We start from the raw sequence: 13,936 nt of genomic DNA on the forward strand, positions 1-13,936 counted from the left end.
AAATTTGGACTCATTTCACTCACCGTGCGGGCCCTTTTTTGCGTTGCGCCAGGCCGCGCGAGTTTCACCGAAGATGACCGGAACAGCAAAAAGCCATTACTATTCGAATCGTGCATTGTACTCTAGGGATGCCTAGCCATGACCAATCCTACCGATCTCAAAAACATCGGGCTAAAGGCGACCCTACCGCGCCTCAAAATCCTTGAAATTTTTCAGCGCAGCGCCGTTCGGCATCTGACCGCCGAAGATGTCTATCGCAACCTGCTCAACGAAGAGCTGGACATCGGCCTGGCCACCGTCTACCGCGTCCTGACGCAGTTCGAGCAAGCGGGCCTGCTTTCGCGTAGCAATTTCGAATCGGGCAAGGCCGTGTTCGAACTCAATGAAGGTTCGCATCACGATCACCTCGTATGTATCGACTGCGGACGCGTCGAGGAGTTCTTCGATCCGGAGATCGAAAAGCGCCAACAGCAAATCGCGGACGAACGCGGCTTCAAACTCCAGGAGCATGCACTCGCGCTTTACGGCGTCTGCACGAAGGAAGCGTGCCCGCACCGCAAGCATTGATCGCCGATGCATGCCCGCTCTAGCGAGTTCACGTTCGATGAAGTAGATACGAGAAGAGCCGCCCTAGGGCGGCTCTTCTCACATCCAAGCCCCGAACCCGCCGCTTGCCATGAAGGCGCGACGGGCCGAGCGCAGCGGATTTACTTGGCCGTCGCGAGGGCGATGGCCGTGTCCAGCATGCGGTTCGAGAAGCCCCACTCGTTGTCGTACCAGCTCGACACCTTCACGAGACGACCGGCCACCTTCGTGAGCGTCGCATCGAACGTCGAGCTCGCCGGGTTGTGGTTGAAGTCGATCGAGACGAGCGGTGCCGTGTTGTAGCCGAGGATACCCTTGAGCTGGCCTTCGGCGGCTTCCTTCATGATCGCGTTGATTTCCTCGACCGTCGTGTCGCGCTTGGCGATGAACGACAGATCGACGATCGACACGTTGATCGTCGGCACGCGAATGGCATAGCCGTCCAGCTTGCCCGCGAGTTCCGGCAGCACGAGGCCGATGGCCGCGGCGGCGCCCGTCTTCGTCGGGATTTGGCTATGCGTGGCCGAGCGCGCGCGGCGCAGGTCCTCGTGGTAGACGTCCGTCAGCACTTGGTCGTTCGTGTACGCGTGCACCGTCGTCATCAGGCCCGACTCGAGACCGATCTTATCGTTCAGCGGCTTGACGAGCGGCGCGAGGCAGTTCGTCGTGCACGAAGCGTTCGAGATGACCGTGTGCTCGGCCTTGAGCGTGTCGTGGTTCACGCCGTAGACGATCGTCGCATCGACGTCCTTGCCGCCCGGCGCGGAGATCAACACCTTCTTCGCGCCACCGGCCAAGTGAGCGCTTGCCTTTTCCTTCGACGTGAAAAAGCCCGTGCACTCCATCACGACGTCGACGCCGAGTTCGCCCCACGGCAGCTCGGCCGGGTTGCGGTTGGCCAGCACGCGGATCTTGTCGCCGTTGACGACGAGGTTCTCACCCTCGACCGCCACTTCGCCGGGGAACGGGCCGTGCGCCGTGTCGTACTTCGTCAGATGGGCGTTCGTCTTCGCGTCGCCGAGGTCGTTGATCGCGACGATCTGCAGATCGTGTTTCTTGCCGCTCTCGTAGAACGCACGCAGGGTGTTGCGGCCGATCCGGCCATACCCGTTGATTGCAACGCGTACCGTCATGATGGTTCTCCTGATATTGGGGCTGAAAAAAACCGTCGTACCTCATGCCTTCCGGCACACGGGCGAAGCGCAGGACCGCGTTCGCGATGTGCCGGAAAGCCGTATTGCGTCTTCCCGAGAAGTCTATCGTTACTCGAGCGCCGTCTTGGCCGCTGCGACAACGTGCTCCACGGTAAAGCCGAAATGCTTGAACAGGACACCGGCCGGGGCCGATTCGCCGAACGTATCGATGCCGACCACGCCGCCCTCCAAGCCGACGTACTTGCGCCAGAAATCGGTCACGCCCGCCTCGATCGCCACGCGGCGCACGCCCTTTGGCAGCACGCGTTCGCGGTATTCGGCATCCTGGCGGTCGAATACGGTCGTCGCCGGCATCGACACGACGCGTGCCGCGATGCCCTGCTGGGCGAGCGGCTCGATCGCGTTGAGCGCGAGTTCGATTTCCGAGCCCGTCGCGATCAAGATGATCTTGCGCGCGACGATCTCGTCGTTCCAATCGCGCAGCACATAACCGCCCTTGGCGATGTTCGCGATTTGCGCATCGGTGCGCGGCGCGAACGGCAAGTTTTGACGGCTGAAAATCAAGCACGAGGGGCCGCGATACTCGATCGATTGCGTCCAGGCCACCGCCGTCTCGACGGTGTCGCACGGACGCCAAACGTGCAGATTCGGGATCATGCGCAGGCTGGCGACGTGCTCGACCGATTGGTGCGTCGGACCGTCTTCGCCGAGACCGATCGAATCGTGCGTGAACACGAAGATCGAGGGCGACTTCATCAGCGCGGCGACGCGCAGCGCGTTGCGGCTGTAATCCGAGAACGTCAGGAACGTGCCGCCGAACGCTTTGTAGCCGCCGTGCAGCGCGATGCCGTTGATGACGGCGCTCATACCGAATTCGCGCACGCCGTAATTGATGTGGTTACCCCACTCGATGCCGTGCTCGCCCGCGCGCACGGGCTTGCTCGCCTTCCAGTTCGTGAGATTGGAGCCCGTCAGGTCGGCCGAACCGCCCAGCAATTCGGGCAGCGCCGCCGCCAAGCCTTCGATCGCTTGCTGCGATGCCTTACGCGTGGCGACGGTCTCGGCCCGCTCGTTCGCGCCGGCGATGATCGCTTGCGCCTTCGCGGCCCAGTCGGCCGGCAGTTTGCCGCTCGCGCGGCGCTCGAATTCGGCCCCCTCTTGCGGGTACTTGGCGCGGTATTGAGCGAACGCGTCGTTCCACTGCGCTTCGCGCTCGGCGCCCGCTTCCTTCGCGTCCCATGCCGCATAGACTTCCTGCGGAATGACGAACGGCTCCCACTTCCAGCCGATCGCCTCGCGCGTGGCCGCGATTTCCTGCGCGCCGAGCGGCGCGCCGTGCGCGTCGTGGCCGCCCGCCTTCGTCGGCGCACCCTTGCCGATGACGGTCTTGCAGCAGATCAGCGTGGGCTTGTCCGCGCGCTTGGCCTCGGCGATGGCCGCATCGATCGCTTCGACGTCGTGGCCGTCCACGTGACGGATGACGTTCCAGCCGTAGGCTTCGAAGCGCTTGGGCGTGTCGTCGGCGAACCAGTATTCGACGTGGCCGTCGATCGAAATGCCGTTATCGTCGTACAGCGCGATGAGCTTGTTCAGCTTGAGCGTGCCCGCGAGCGAGCAGGCTTCGTGCGAGATGCCTTCCATCAAGCAGCCGTCGCCGAGGAACACGTAGGTATGGTGATCGACGATCTTAGCATCGGCCTTGTTGAACTCGGCGGCGAGCAGCGATTCGGCCAACGCCATGCCGACCGCGTTCGCGAGGCCCTGGCCCAGCGGCCCCGTCGTCGTTTCGACGCCCGGCGTGATGCCGTATTCGGGGTGACCCGGCGTCTTCGAATGCAATTGACGGAAGTTCTTCAGCTCCGCGAGCGGCAGGTCATAGCCCGTCAAATGCAGCACCGAATAGAGCAGCATCGAGCCGTGGCCGTTCGACAGCACGAAACGGTCGCGGTCGGCCCAATGCGGATCGAGCGGGTTGTGCTTGAGGTGCCGAGCCCAAAGGGCGACGGCGATTTCGGCCATGCCCATCGGCATGCCGGGGTGGCCTGAGTTCGCTTGTTGGACGGCGTCCATGGCAAGCGCGCGGATCGCGTTCGCCATGAGAGCGGTGGAAGCGGGAGACGAGGTCGTCATGTCGAGTCCGGAGAACGAGTCGAGAAAGCGTGGCGCGCAATGGACCGCTGCTCGTATTCGACCGCCGCCCGCGCGGGCGGGGCACCTGCCGCGGCGCGACACGAAGGGAGCAAACGGACAGGCTGCAAAGCGTGCCATTCTAACAGATGGTGCCCCGCTGCTTGCCGAACCGCTCAGGTGCGCGCAATCGGTGGCGCCCCTACGGCGGTTCTATAATTCGGCCATTGCGACCCGATTGCGACCGTCCGCCGAGCCGTGTCTTCCCGCAACGATCCGCCCCTTTTTTTCCACCCCGCGCCGGGCGCCGTCTATGGCTTTCCCGGGGCGCGCCGCGTCGCGCGGCTCGATTCGCCGCATCAACGAATCGAGGTCTGGGAGACGGCGCAACTCGGACGGCTTTTCACGCTCGACGCCCGCCCGATGACCTCGGTCGGCGACGAGTTCGTCTACCACGAATGCATGGTGCATCCGGCGGCGCTCGCCCATCCCGATCCGCGTAAGGCACTCGTGCTCGGCGGCGGTGACGGGGGGGCGGCGAAGCAATTGCTCGCGCATCCGAGCATCGAGCGCATCGTCGTGGCCGAGCTCGACGAGGCCGTCGTCAGGATGGCGCGCGAGCACTTGCAGGAGGTGCATCACGGTGCGCTCGACGATCGGCGCGTCCAACTCGTCATTGGCGACGCGGCGCGTTTCGTCGCGACGACGACAGAACGGTTCGATCTCGTCGTCTTCGATCTGACGCCGCCGGATTCGCCCGCGGCCGAGCTTTATACCGCCGGCTTCTACACGCGTTTGAAGGCGGTGCTGGCGCCGCGTGCGATCTTGTCGATGCATCTCGGTTCGGCCCAATTTCATCTCGAACGCGCGGCCGCGCTCTTGCGCGGTTTGCGCGCGAGCTTCTCGATGGTTCACGTCATGTCCGCGTTCGTGCCGCTTTATGGGTCGCTCTGGCTCATGGCGCTCGCGAGCGACACGCTCGACGCCGCCTCGCTGTTCAAGCACGACATCGACGAGCGGCTCGCGGCGCGCGGCATCGACGCGTTGCGCTACTATGACGCCGCGCTGCACCCGGCGCTGTTCGCGCTGCCGCGCGGCATCCGCGCCGCTTTGCGCTGACGGCCGGCGCACGGTGCGCGAACACCGGGCGCCCGCCCCCTTCCACCGATTCACCGATTCACGAACGCCGCTTTATGCCCCGCTTTTTCGTCGACTCCCCCCTCGAGCCCGGCGACGTGCTCACGCTGCCCGACGAGGTCGCTCGCCACGTCCAGGTGCTGCGCCTCGCGGCCGGCGATTCGCTGACGCTGTTCAACGGCCGCGGCGGACAACACGAAGCCGAGCTCGTCGAACTCGGCCGGCGTAGCGCGCTCGCGCGGATCGGCGCGTTCGAGCCCGCCGACGCGGAGCCCCCGTACCGCATCACGCTTGCCCAAGGGATCGCGGGCGGCGACAAGATGGACTGGCTCATCGAAAAGGCGGTCGAACTCGGGGTCGCACGCATCGCGCCGCTCGCCGCCGCGCGTTCGGTCGTGCGGCTGTCGGCCGAGCGCGCGAGCCGCCGGCATGCTCACTGGCAAGCGATCGTGCGTGCGGCCTGCGAGCAGTGCGGACGCAATCGCCTGCCCGATGTGGATGCCGCCTGCGATTTCTCGAAATGGCTCGAGACGCTGCCCGCGCCCGCCGATGACGGCGCGATGCGCCTCATGCTCTCGCCGCGCGCCGCGACGGCGTTCGCATCGCTGCCCGCCGCACCTCCGGCTGCCGAGGTCATCTTGCTGATCGGGCCGGAGGGCGGGCTCTCGCGCGAGGAAGAAGACGCGGCGCTCGCGCACGGATTCGCCCCGCTATCGCTAGGACCGCGCGTGCTGCGCACCGAAACGGCCGGGATGGCGGTGCTGGCCGCGCTCGCCGCGCGCTGGGGCGGGTGGTGAGATCCGGGCCGCATCGAGCCTGTGCGAATTAAGTACGTGCGAAAAAAGCAAAGGCCCGCGCGAAGGCGGGCCCACTGACGAGCGCGGAAGCGGTGGCGCGGGCGGTACGGCGCGCGCCGGCCGCTTACCGGCGATCAAGCGAACGAATAAAAGACGCGGAACGCGACCTTGCGCTCGGCCCAGAACTCGGCCGCTTCGCGGAACACGTCGAGCAGCGTCTCGCGCCCTTCCTTGTCGAACTTTTGCGCGATCGGCAGACCTTCGAGGACGATGACGAAGCCCGGTTGAGCGCCGGCCTTATGCACGAGATCGGTCAGGCAGTCGTAAAGCGCATCGTAGTTCTTGCCGAAATGCTTGGGGAACAAGAACGACGTGGCGATCGTTTCGAGCACTTCCTGCTTCGAGGCCGCCTGCCCGCAATAAGCGAACAGAAAGTGCTGCTCCAGCCGCTTCGCCTCGTCGGCGAGATCCTGGACGCGAAACGCCCGGATCGATTGGACGATGTTCGGTCGCACGGTCGCGAAAAGGCTCATGGGCTCCTCGCTCGGTGAATGCCGGGATGCCGCGTCGCCCTCGGCGGCCTGACCGCGCTCGGTCATGCGCAGTTGCATGACGCGCTGAAAAAGATTGCCGTCGCCGGCCGCGAACAGATCCGTCGCGACTGCGGTTTCGTGCGCGTAGACGTTGTCGCTCATGCCGTTCATCCCGATATCATTCAACAATGCGTTTGAAACTGTTGTAGTGGTCGTCTGAATAGAAGCAGTTGTCGATCCGCCTTGGGGGGCCGCCGCAGACGATGCGGCGCGTGCCGCGGTTTCTCGCTCGCGGCGTGGGGACCGTGTACTCATGGTAATAACCGCGCCGGTGCGGCGGCAACAGCCGCTCGAAATTGCCGAATACGACGCCGTCCTTGGCATACGGATAGGGGCCGCCGGCTGCGATCTGCTTCAAGGTGACAAGCGCCTCCGGCGGCAACTGCGCCGGCTCGATCGTGCCCGCATCGCCCGCGGGCGAACGCGGCATCTCTCGCGCCGAAGCCACGGACATAATGGCCGGCCCGCCGGGCAGGCCAATGCCGGACCAGCCGGCCACGGCCACAAAGGCCGCCATTGCACCGTGACGAAGCCACTTAGCTGCTCGTTCGCGTGTTCCCGCGCGTGTCATCGGCCAGAGTTCCTGCTGCTCGATCGAAAGAGGACGACCACGAAAAGTGTAAGGGTATCTCTAACCGCACTCCGACGCAATCTTTGTGTGGAAAATGAAAGGTTTAGCGTCGTTTCACCGGATTTCTGGTCGTCCTATTTATCTCGAACAAGATAAATTTTTATCTTTCTGACGATAAGATTTCGCTCGACGGTAACCGATGCGGCGAGTCTTTGCCTCCTCGCTGCGGCGATCGGCGATCGTCGTTTCACGCATTAGGGGCGGCAGCCTCTCTTTTCGCCCCCGGCGTGCCCGCAACGGGCACGCCGTTTTTTCTCTTCGCCGCCCCGGGGAGAGCGGCTTAGCGCCCCGCGGCGCTCACGTCGGCCACGAGCAAAGCCGTCATGTTGACGATACGCCGCACCGTCGCCGATTCCGTCAGCACGTGCACGGGCTTGGCCGCACCCAGCAAGATCGGCCCGATGGCGATGTTGTTGCCCGCGGCGGTCTTGAGCAGGTTGTAGGCGATGTTCGCCGCATCGATGTTCGGCAAGACGAGAAGATTCGCCTCGCCCTCGAGCGTCGATTCCGGCAACACTTCGCGGCGCAGCGCCGGATCGAGGGCGACATCGCCGTGCATCTCACCGTCCACTTGCAGATCGGGGGCACGCTCGCGGATCAACTCGAGCGTGTCGCGCATCTTTTGCGCCGAGGGCGCATTGCTCGTCCCGAAATTCGAATGGGAAACGAGTGCGATCTTCGGCTCGATCCCGAAGCGGCGCACTTCCTCGGCCGCCATGATCGTGATTTCGGCCAGTTCCGCCGGCGTCGGATCGACGTTGACGTGCGTATCGACGAGGAAGATCTGACGGCCCGGCAGCACGAGACCGTTCATCGCGCCGAACACCGTGCACCCCTCGCGCTTGCCGATCACCTGATTGATGAAGTGCAGATGACGATGCGGCGTGGAAATCGTGCCGCAAATCATCCCGTCGGCCTCGCCCTTTTCGACCAGCATCGAGCCGATGAGCGTCGTGCGCCGGCGCATCTCGACCTTCGCCAATTGCTGGCTGATGCCCTTGCGGCACATCATCTTGTAATAGGTTTGCCAAAATTCCCGATACCGTTCGTCATGCTCGGTATTGACGACCGTGAAATCGACACCCGGCGTCAGCCGCAAACCGTAGCGCTCGATGCGATGCTCGATCACCGCCGGGCGGCCGATCAGGATCGGCGTGGCCAGTTTCTCGTCGACGACGATCTGCACGGCGCGCAACACGCGCTCCTCCTCGCCTTCGGCGAAGACGATGCGCTTCTTGCCCGGCTCGACGCTGCGCGCCTGCTGGAAGATCGGCTTCATCGTCGTGCCGCTGTGATAGACGAACTGTTGCAGGTGCTGCTTATACGCCTCCATGTCTTCGATCGGCCGCGTCGCGACGCCCGAATCCATCGCGGCTTGTGCCACGGCCGGCGCGATCTTTACGATCAAACGCGGATCGAACGGCTTCGGAATCAAGTACTCGGGCCCGAACGACAGATCCTGGATGCCGTATGCCGTCGCGACGATGTCGCTTTGCTCCTGGCGCGCCAGCTCGGCGATCGCATTGACCGCCGCGATTTCCATTTCACGCGTGACGGTGGTGGCGCCCGCATCGAGTGCACCGCGGAAGATGAACGGGAAGCACAGGACGTTGTTCACCTGGTTCGGATAATCGGTGCGGCCCGTCGCGAGCACGGCGTCCGGACGCACTTCCAGCGCAAGCTCCGGCAAGATTTCCGGCGTCGGATTGGCGAGCGCGAGGATGAGCGGCTTGGCCGCCATCCCCTTGACCATCTCGGGCTTGAGCACGCCGCCCGCCGACAGGCCGAGGAAAATGTCCGCGCCCTCGATCACCTCCGCAAGCGTGCGCGCCGACGTGTCGCGCGCGAAGCGCTCCTTGTCCGGATCCATGAGTTCGGTGCGGCCCTTGTAGACCACGCCGGCCAAATCCGTCACCAGGATGTTTTCGATCGGCAGGCCGAGGTCGACGAGCAAGTCCAGACACGCCAGCGCGGCCGCGCCGGCGCCCGATGCCACGAGCTTCACTTTCGCGATGTCCTTGCCGACGACCTTCAGGCCGTTGGTGACGGCGGCGGCCACCACGATGGCGGTGCCGTGCTGGTCGTCGTGGAAAACGGGAATCTTCATCCGCTTGCGGCACTCGCGCTCGACGATGAAGCAGTCGGGCGCCTTGATGTCTTCCAAGTTGATCCCGCCGAACGTCGGTTCGAGCGCGGCGATCACATCGACGAGCTTATGCGGATCGGATTCGTTCAACTCGATATCGAAAACGTCGATGCCGGCGAACTTCTTGAACAGCACCGCCTTGCCTTCCATCACGGGCTTGGACGCCAACGGGCCGATGTTGCCGAGGCCGAGTACCGCGGTGCCGTTCGTCACCACCCCGACCAGATTGCTACGTGCCGTGAAACGCGCCGCATTGAGCGGATTCTCGACGATCTCCTCGCAAGCGAAAGCGACACCGGGCGAATACGCGAGCGCGAGATCGCGCTGATTGATCATCTGTTTCGTCGGTGCGATAGCGATCTTGCCCGGCGACGGAAATTCGTGATAATCGAGCGCGGCTTCGCGCAGCTTCGCCTTGGCGGCAGCGGGATTCGTAGACATGAGGTTCGTGAGTCCAGTCTGTTTGGGTGTTACGCGGATTAGAATGAGTGTTCGACGCATTGTAGCGCCATTCGCCTGCCCTCCCGACGGCCTTGTCCGTCCGGCCGGGTCGATGCGCCGCCGCAACGGCTCACCTTGACAGCACTTTTTTATGCCCCTTTCCGAGTTCGCGCTGATCGAGCGCTTCTTCGCGCGACGCGCGCGCCTGAGCCCCGCCAAAGCGGCACTCGGCATCGGCGACGATTGCGCCTTGATCGCACCGGATCCCGGTCACATGATGGCCGTTTCGACGGACATGCTCGTCGAAGGCCGCCATTTCTTGCCGAACGCCGATCCGTCCGCGCTCGGTCACAAGACGCTTGCCGTGAACCTGTCGGATCTCGCCGCGATGGGCGCCGAGCCGCGTTCGTTCACGCTCGCGCTCGCGCTCGAAACGCCGCGCGAAGACTGGCTGGAAGCGTTCGCAGAAGGGATGTTCGCGCTCGCCGATCGATTCGCCTGCGAGCTGATCGGCGGCGATACGACGCGCGGGCCGCTGAACTTGTGCGTCACCGTCTTCGGCGACGTGCCCGAGCATGCCGCGCTGCGCCGCGACGGCGCGCAGGCCGGCGACGACGTTTGGGTGTCGGGCACGCTCGGCGACGCGCGAGCCGGGCTCGGCATCTTGCGCGGTGAGTGGCCGGACGATCTGTTCGACGCGAGCGAGGCGGCCGCGCTGCGCCACGCGCTCGAGCGGCCGGAGCCGCGCATCGCCCTCGGTCTCGCGCTGCGGGGGCTCGCGCATTCGGCGCTCGACGTCTCCGATGGCATGGCCGGAGACTTGCTCCATATCCTCGAGCGGTCGCGCATGCGCGCATCGATCGACGTCGATGCGGTTCCGCGCTCGGACGCACTGCGCAAGCTCCCGCTCGACGCGCAGCGGCGCTGCGCGCTGGCCGGCGGCGACGATTACGAGTTGCTCTTCACGGCCCCCGCGCACGCGCGCGAGGCCATCGCCGACGCGGGCGGACGCGCGAACGTGGCCGTCACGCGGATCGGTACAATATCCGCCCTGCGTCATGCGACCGACGAGCCGGCGATTGAATGGCACGACGGCGGGCATGCGCCGCTCTCCTTGACGCTGCACGGCTTCGACCATTTCGATGCAACCTGACCCTTTGCTTCCCGGCGGCCCGCCGCCCGCCGCCGCCACCGCCGGTGCGCCGCGCCCCAAGCGCCGCGCGAGCGCGCGCTTCATGCTGTCGCACCCCCTCCATTGGTTCTCGCTCGGTTTCGGCAGCGGGCTCTCGCCCATCATGCCGGGTACCGTGGGAACGCTGTTCGCCTGGGCGTCGTTCGCCGCGCTCGACGGCCGCTTGACCGTCATCGAATGGGCCGTGCTGATCGTCGCCGGCTTCGTCGCCGGCATCTATATGACCGGTTTCACCGCGCGCAGGCTCGGCACGGACGACCCCTCCCCCGTCGTATGGGACGAGATCGTCGCGTTTTGGCTCGTGCTCGTGTTCGTGACGCCGGAAACATTCGCCGGCCAATTCTGGGCGTTCGTGGTGTTCCGGTTCTTCGACATGGTCAAGCCGCCGCCGATCCGCTACTTCGACCGGCGCGTCAAAGGCGGCTTCGGCATCATGCTCGACGATCTCGTCGCCGCTTTCTTCTCGCTGCTCGTCATCGCCCTGTGGCGCATGACCATCTGACCGCCGGGACCACCCGGCGCCATGCAACCTTCGCCCAGCCGAGATCACCGCAATGGCAACCGACTCCGTCGTTCATCAACTCGCTGTGCGCGCCGGCAACAAGCTGCGCGAAATGCGCCTGCTCCTTGCAACCGCCGAGTCATGCACGGGCGGCATGATCGCCACCGCCGTCACCGATATCTCGGGCAGCAGCGGATGGTTCGAGCGCGGCTTCGTCACCTATTCGAATCAAGCCAAGACCGAAATGATCGGCGTGCCGGCCGAACTCATCGACAAGCACGGGGCAGTCAGCGAGCAGGTTGCGCGGGCAATGGCCGAAGGGGCGCTGCGCAACAGCCGAGCACAGGTGTCGCTTGCGACCACGGGCGTGGCGGGACCGGGCGGCGGCACTGAAACGAAGCCGGTCGGGATGGTCTGCTTCGCTTGGAGCAATCGCCTCGAAACCTCGGCTCAGACGCTCGTATTCAAGGGCGATCGCGAACAGATTCGCGTCCAAGCGGCCGCGCATGCGCTGCGCGGCCTGCTCAAGCACATCGACGAAAACGAGCGCTGAGCCGGCCTGACCGAGCGCTCGTTATCGGGCGATGCGCGATCAGCGATAGGCGTTGATCTTGTCGCGCGTTTCTTGCGCGACGCGCGCCGCTTCGCGCGTGAAGTTTTCGTCCTTGCCGGCGTAGAGAATCGCGCGCGACGAGTTGATCATCATTCCCGTTCCCGCGGCAGTGCGCCCGGCGCGCACCGTCGCTTCGACGTCGCCGCCCTGCGCGCCGATGCCCGGAATCAAAAGCGGCATCTCGCCGACGATGCCGCGCACGATCTCGATCTCCTTCGGGAACGTCGCGCCGACCACCAGACTTAGCTGGCCGCTCGCATTCCATTTCTCGGCGGCGAGCGAGGCGACGACCTGATAAAGCGGCCGCCCGCCGGCCTCGAGAAACTGCAAATCGGACCCGCCCGGGTTCGACGTGCGGCACAGCACGATCACGCCCTTGCCTTCATGCGCGAGATACGGCTCGATCGAATCGAAACCCATGTATGGATTGACCGTCACGGCATCGGCCCGATAGCGCTCGAACGCCTCGCGCGCGTATTGCTCGGCCGTGCTGCCGATGTCGCCGCGCTTGGCGTCCAAGATCACGGGCAACCCCGGATGCTTTTCGTGAACGTGCGCGATCAGCGCCTCGAGTTGATCCTCGGCCCGATGGGCGGCGAAGTAGGCAATCTGCGGCTTGAACGCGCTGGCGAACGGCGCTGTCGCATCGACGATGTCGCGGCAAAATTCGAAGATCTTGTCGGGGCGATTGGCGAGCGCGCCCGGAAAACGCGACGGCTCGGGATCGAGACCGACGCACAACAGCGAGTTCGTGCGCTGCCAGGCATCGCGCAGCGAGCGAACGAACGAGTAGGAACTGGACATGACAGATGGTGGGCGCGCGCGCCGATGGCGGGAAAGGTGCGTATTTTAACCTTTCGAGGCCGCGTCTTAGCGAGCGCGCGAGCGCCGTCTATCGTGCTATCGCGCTATCGCCCCACCGGCTCGACCGTGAAGCGAAACGCTCGTTCGAGGCGCTCGCCGGGCGCCAGCACCGTCATGCCATGCTCGCACGCCCCGCCCGGCAGATTGACGGCATTGATCGGATGATCGACCGGCTCGAAGCAAAAAAAGTCTTCGCCGGGCGGCGTGTAGAGCACGTAGTAGTCGGCATCGGCCTCGATCGTCAGCGACAGCCGCCTGCGCGGCCACACCACCGAGGCACGGCCGCTCCATTGCGTGAACGCATGGTTCACGAGCGCATCGGGCAACGGATACGCCACGCCGAACACCCACGCGGGCGGCGCCGGAACGTGGCGCTTCGGTAGCCAGTCGTCGCCGGAGAGCCACAGGCCGCCTGCCGCGGCCGCGAGACGCGTATCGTCGTCGCGTGCAAGGAACGGATGCAGGCCGAGCCCGAACGGCAACGGTTCGCGCCCGGCGTTCTGGACGGCAAGCGTGACGTTGAGCGTCGCCGCATCGAGCGCATAGCGCAGCGTCGCGCGATAGGCGTACGGCTTGGCCCGTTCGCGCTCGAGCACGAGCGTCGCATGCGTGTCGCCGCGCTCGGCGACGCGCCACGCCCGCAGCCAGCCGTCGCCGTGAATGGGCAGCCGCTCGTCGGCGCGATTGCGGGGCACGGCCACCTCGCGCCCCTCGAAATGAAAGCGAGAACCGCCGATCCGATTCGAAAACGGCACGAGCGGATAACAGGCGAGCGCGTTTGGATCGGCCTCGCCACGCGCGCGGTCGGACACGCGGAAGATCGGCGTCGGCGTATTGCCGTCGCCATGCCAGTCGAATCGGGTCATGCCGCCGCCATGCGACGGCGCGAGACCGACGCGCAATTGGTCATTGGCCAGCGTCAATTCGGCGCTTCGCGCCCCTTCGGCCGCGCCGCGCGCGATCGCCGACGTTCCGGGCCCCGGGCGAACCGGCTGGACGATCGCCGCCAGCTTCGCATTGCGCGCATCGGCACGCGAGCCGCGCGTGTCGGATGCGCGCGCACCCCTCGTGGCAATGGCATCGGTATTGGCTGCGCTCATGATCGGCTCCGTCGAGAGGCGCCGGGCCGGCCTGCGCCGGCCTGGCAATATGCG

Annotated in this window: 13 protein-coding genes; 6 read left to right on the forward strand and 7 right to left on the reverse strand. The window is 65.3% G+C overall.

The features are described 5' to 3' along the window. Nucleotides 1-138 precede the first annotated feature (138 nt). Nucleotides 139-567 carry a ferric iron uptake transcriptional regulator gene (gene fur / locus C0Z18_RS03190; RefSeq protein WP_102643904.1) on the forward strand — a complete coding sequence of 143 codons (429 nt, stop codon included), beginning with the start codon at nt 139-141 and terminating at the stop codon, nt 565-567. A 140-nt stretch (nt 568-707) separates the two neighbouring features. Here fur and gap read toward each other — a convergent pair whose 3' ends face one another. After that, on the reverse strand, nt 708-1,718 hold the full coding sequence (gap, locus tag C0Z18_RS03195; protein ID WP_102643905.1) for a type I glyceraldehyde-3-phosphate dehydrogenase: 1,011 nt from the start codon (nt 1,716-1,718) through the stop codon (nt 708-710). A 129-nt stretch (nt 1,719-1,847) separates the two neighbouring features. Next, entirely contained in the window at nt 1,848-3,869 is a 2,022-nt protein-coding gene (gene tkt / locus C0Z18_RS03200) for a transketolase (protein WP_102643906.1), read from the reverse strand. A gap of 255 nt (nt 3,870-4,124) precedes the next feature. On the opposite strand from tkt, the gene speE reads away from it, so the two are divergent. Continuing rightward, a complete protein-coding gene (gene speE, locus C0Z18_RS03205; protein ID WP_102643907.1) occupies nt 4,125-4,985 on the forward strand; it encodes a polyamine aminopropyltransferase in 861 nt (286 codons plus the stop codon). Nucleotides 4,986-5,059: 74 nt separating this feature from the next. Next, nucleotides 5,060-5,800 carry a 16S rRNA (uracil(1498)-N(3))-methyltransferase gene (locus tag C0Z18_RS03210; RefSeq protein ID WP_102643908.1) on the forward strand — a complete coding sequence of 247 codons (741 nt, stop codon included), beginning with the start codon at nt 5,060-5,062 and terminating at the stop codon, nt 5,798-5,800. Between the two features lie 134 nt (nt 5,801-5,934). Here the strand turns inward: C0Z18_RS03210 and C0Z18_RS03215 are convergent, their stop codons facing one another. The 3 genes from C0Z18_RS03215 to C0Z18_RS03225 all read right to left on the reverse strand — a co-directional run bounded on the left by C0Z18_RS03215 (nt 5,935) and on the right by C0Z18_RS03225 (nt 9,611). Beyond that, complete coding sequence (locus C0Z18_RS03215) at nt 5,935-6,495, reverse strand: barstar family protein (RefSeq protein ID WP_102644025.1); 561 nt, start codon at nt 6,493-6,495, stop codon at nt 5,935-5,937. 16 nt (nt 6,496-6,511) lie between these two features. Beyond that, nucleotides 6,512-6,964, reverse strand: coding sequence for a ribonuclease (locus C0Z18_RS03220; protein ID WP_102643909.1), 453 nt, complete (start codon nt 6,962-6,964; stop codon nt 6,512-6,514). 340 nt (nt 6,965-7,304) lie between these two features. Then, the gene (locus C0Z18_RS03225; RefSeq protein ID WP_102643910.1) at nt 7,305-9,611 is read right to left on the reverse strand and encodes an NADP-dependent malic enzyme; all 2,307 of its coding nucleotides are present in this window, start codon (nt 9,609-9,611) and stop codon (nt 7,305-7,307) included. 151 nt (nt 9,612-9,762) lie between these two features. On the opposite strand from C0Z18_RS03225, the gene thiL reads away from it, so the two are divergent. From thiL to C0Z18_RS03240, 3 genes are read left to right on the forward strand one after another with little or no spacing between them, the layout of a single operon-like run. Continuing rightward, on the forward strand, nt 9,763-10,764 hold the full coding sequence (thiL, locus tag C0Z18_RS03230) for a thiamine-phosphate kinase (RefSeq protein ID WP_102643911.1): 1,002 nt from the start codon (nt 9,763-9,765) through the stop codon (nt 10,762-10,764). Beyond that, nucleotides 10,754-11,305, forward strand: coding sequence for a phosphatidylglycerophosphatase A family protein (locus C0Z18_RS03235; protein ID WP_102643912.1), 552 nt, complete (start codon nt 10,754-10,756; stop codon nt 11,303-11,305). The genes thiL and C0Z18_RS03235 overlap by 11 nt, the downstream gene beginning before the upstream one ends. Before the next feature lie 52 nt (nt 11,306-11,357). Beyond that, nucleotides 11,358-11,858, forward strand: coding sequence for a CinA family protein (locus C0Z18_RS03240; RefSeq protein ID WP_102643913.1), 501 nt, complete (start codon nt 11,358-11,360; stop codon nt 11,856-11,858). A 39-nt stretch (nt 11,859-11,897) separates the two neighbouring features. Here C0Z18_RS03240 and pyrF read toward each other — a convergent pair whose 3' ends face one another. Both pyrF and C0Z18_RS03250 read right to left on the reverse strand, forming a co-directional pair. After that, nucleotides 11,898-12,722 carry an orotidine-5'-phosphate decarboxylase gene (pyrF, locus tag C0Z18_RS03245; protein WP_102643914.1) on the reverse strand — a complete coding sequence of 275 codons (825 nt, stop codon included), beginning with the start codon at nt 12,720-12,722 and terminating at the stop codon, nt 11,898-11,900. A gap of 104 nt (nt 12,723-12,826) precedes the next feature. After that, nucleotides 12,827-13,882, reverse strand: coding sequence for an aldose 1-epimerase (locus C0Z18_RS03250; RefSeq protein WP_102643915.1), 1,056 nt, complete (start codon nt 13,880-13,882; stop codon nt 12,827-12,829). Between the last annotated feature and the right edge of the window lie 54 nt (nt 13,883-13,936).

The organism is Trinickia dabaoshanensis, assembly GCF_002879885.1.
GTDB classification, from domain to species: Bacteria; Pseudomonadota; Gammaproteobacteria; order Burkholderiales; family Burkholderiaceae; genus Trinickia; species Trinickia dabaoshanensis.

Coding starts and splice junctions, on each gene's coding strand:
- fur (WP_102643904.1), top strand. CDS start 139: ATGACCAATCCTACCGATCTCAAAAACATCGGGCTAAAGGCGACCCTA.
- gap (WP_102643905.1), bottom strand. CDS start 1,718: ATGACGGTACGCGTTGCAATCAACGGGTATGGCCGGATCGGCCGCAAC.
- tkt (WP_102643906.1), bottom strand. CDS start 3,869: ATGACGACCTCGTCTCCCGCTTCCACCGCTCTCATGGCGAACGCGATC.
- C0Z18_RS03210 (WP_102643908.1), top strand. CDS start 5,060: ATGCCCCGCTTTTTCGTCGACTCCCCCCTCGAGCCCGGCGACGTGCTC.
- C0Z18_RS03215 (WP_102644025.1), bottom strand. CDS start 6,495: ATGAGCGACAACGTCTACGCGCACGAAACCGCAGTCGCGACGGATCTG.
- C0Z18_RS03220 (WP_102643909.1), bottom strand. CDS start 6,964: ATGACACGCGCGGGAACACGCGAACGAGCAGCTAAGTGGCTTCGTCAC.
- C0Z18_RS03225 (WP_102643910.1), bottom strand. CDS start 9,611: ATGTCTACGAATCCCGCTGCCGCCAAGGCGAAGCTGCGCGAAGCCGCG.
- thiL (WP_102643911.1), top strand. CDS start 9,763: ATGCCCCTTTCCGAGTTCGCGCTGATCGAGCGCTTCTTCGCGCGACGC.
- C0Z18_RS03235 (WP_102643912.1), top strand. CDS start 10,754: ATGCAACCTGACCCTTTGCTTCCCGGCGGCCCGCCGCCCGCCGCCGCC.
- C0Z18_RS03240 (WP_102643913.1), top strand. CDS start 11,358: ATGGCAACCGACTCCGTCGTTCATCAACTCGCTGTGCGCGCCGGCAAC.
- pyrF (WP_102643914.1), bottom strand. CDS start 12,722: ATGTCCAGTTCCTACTCGTTCGTTCGCTCGCTGCGCGATGCCTGGCAG.
- C0Z18_RS03250 (WP_102643915.1), bottom strand. CDS start 13,882: ATGAGCGCAGCCAATACCGATGCCATTGCCACGAGGGGTGCGCGCGCA.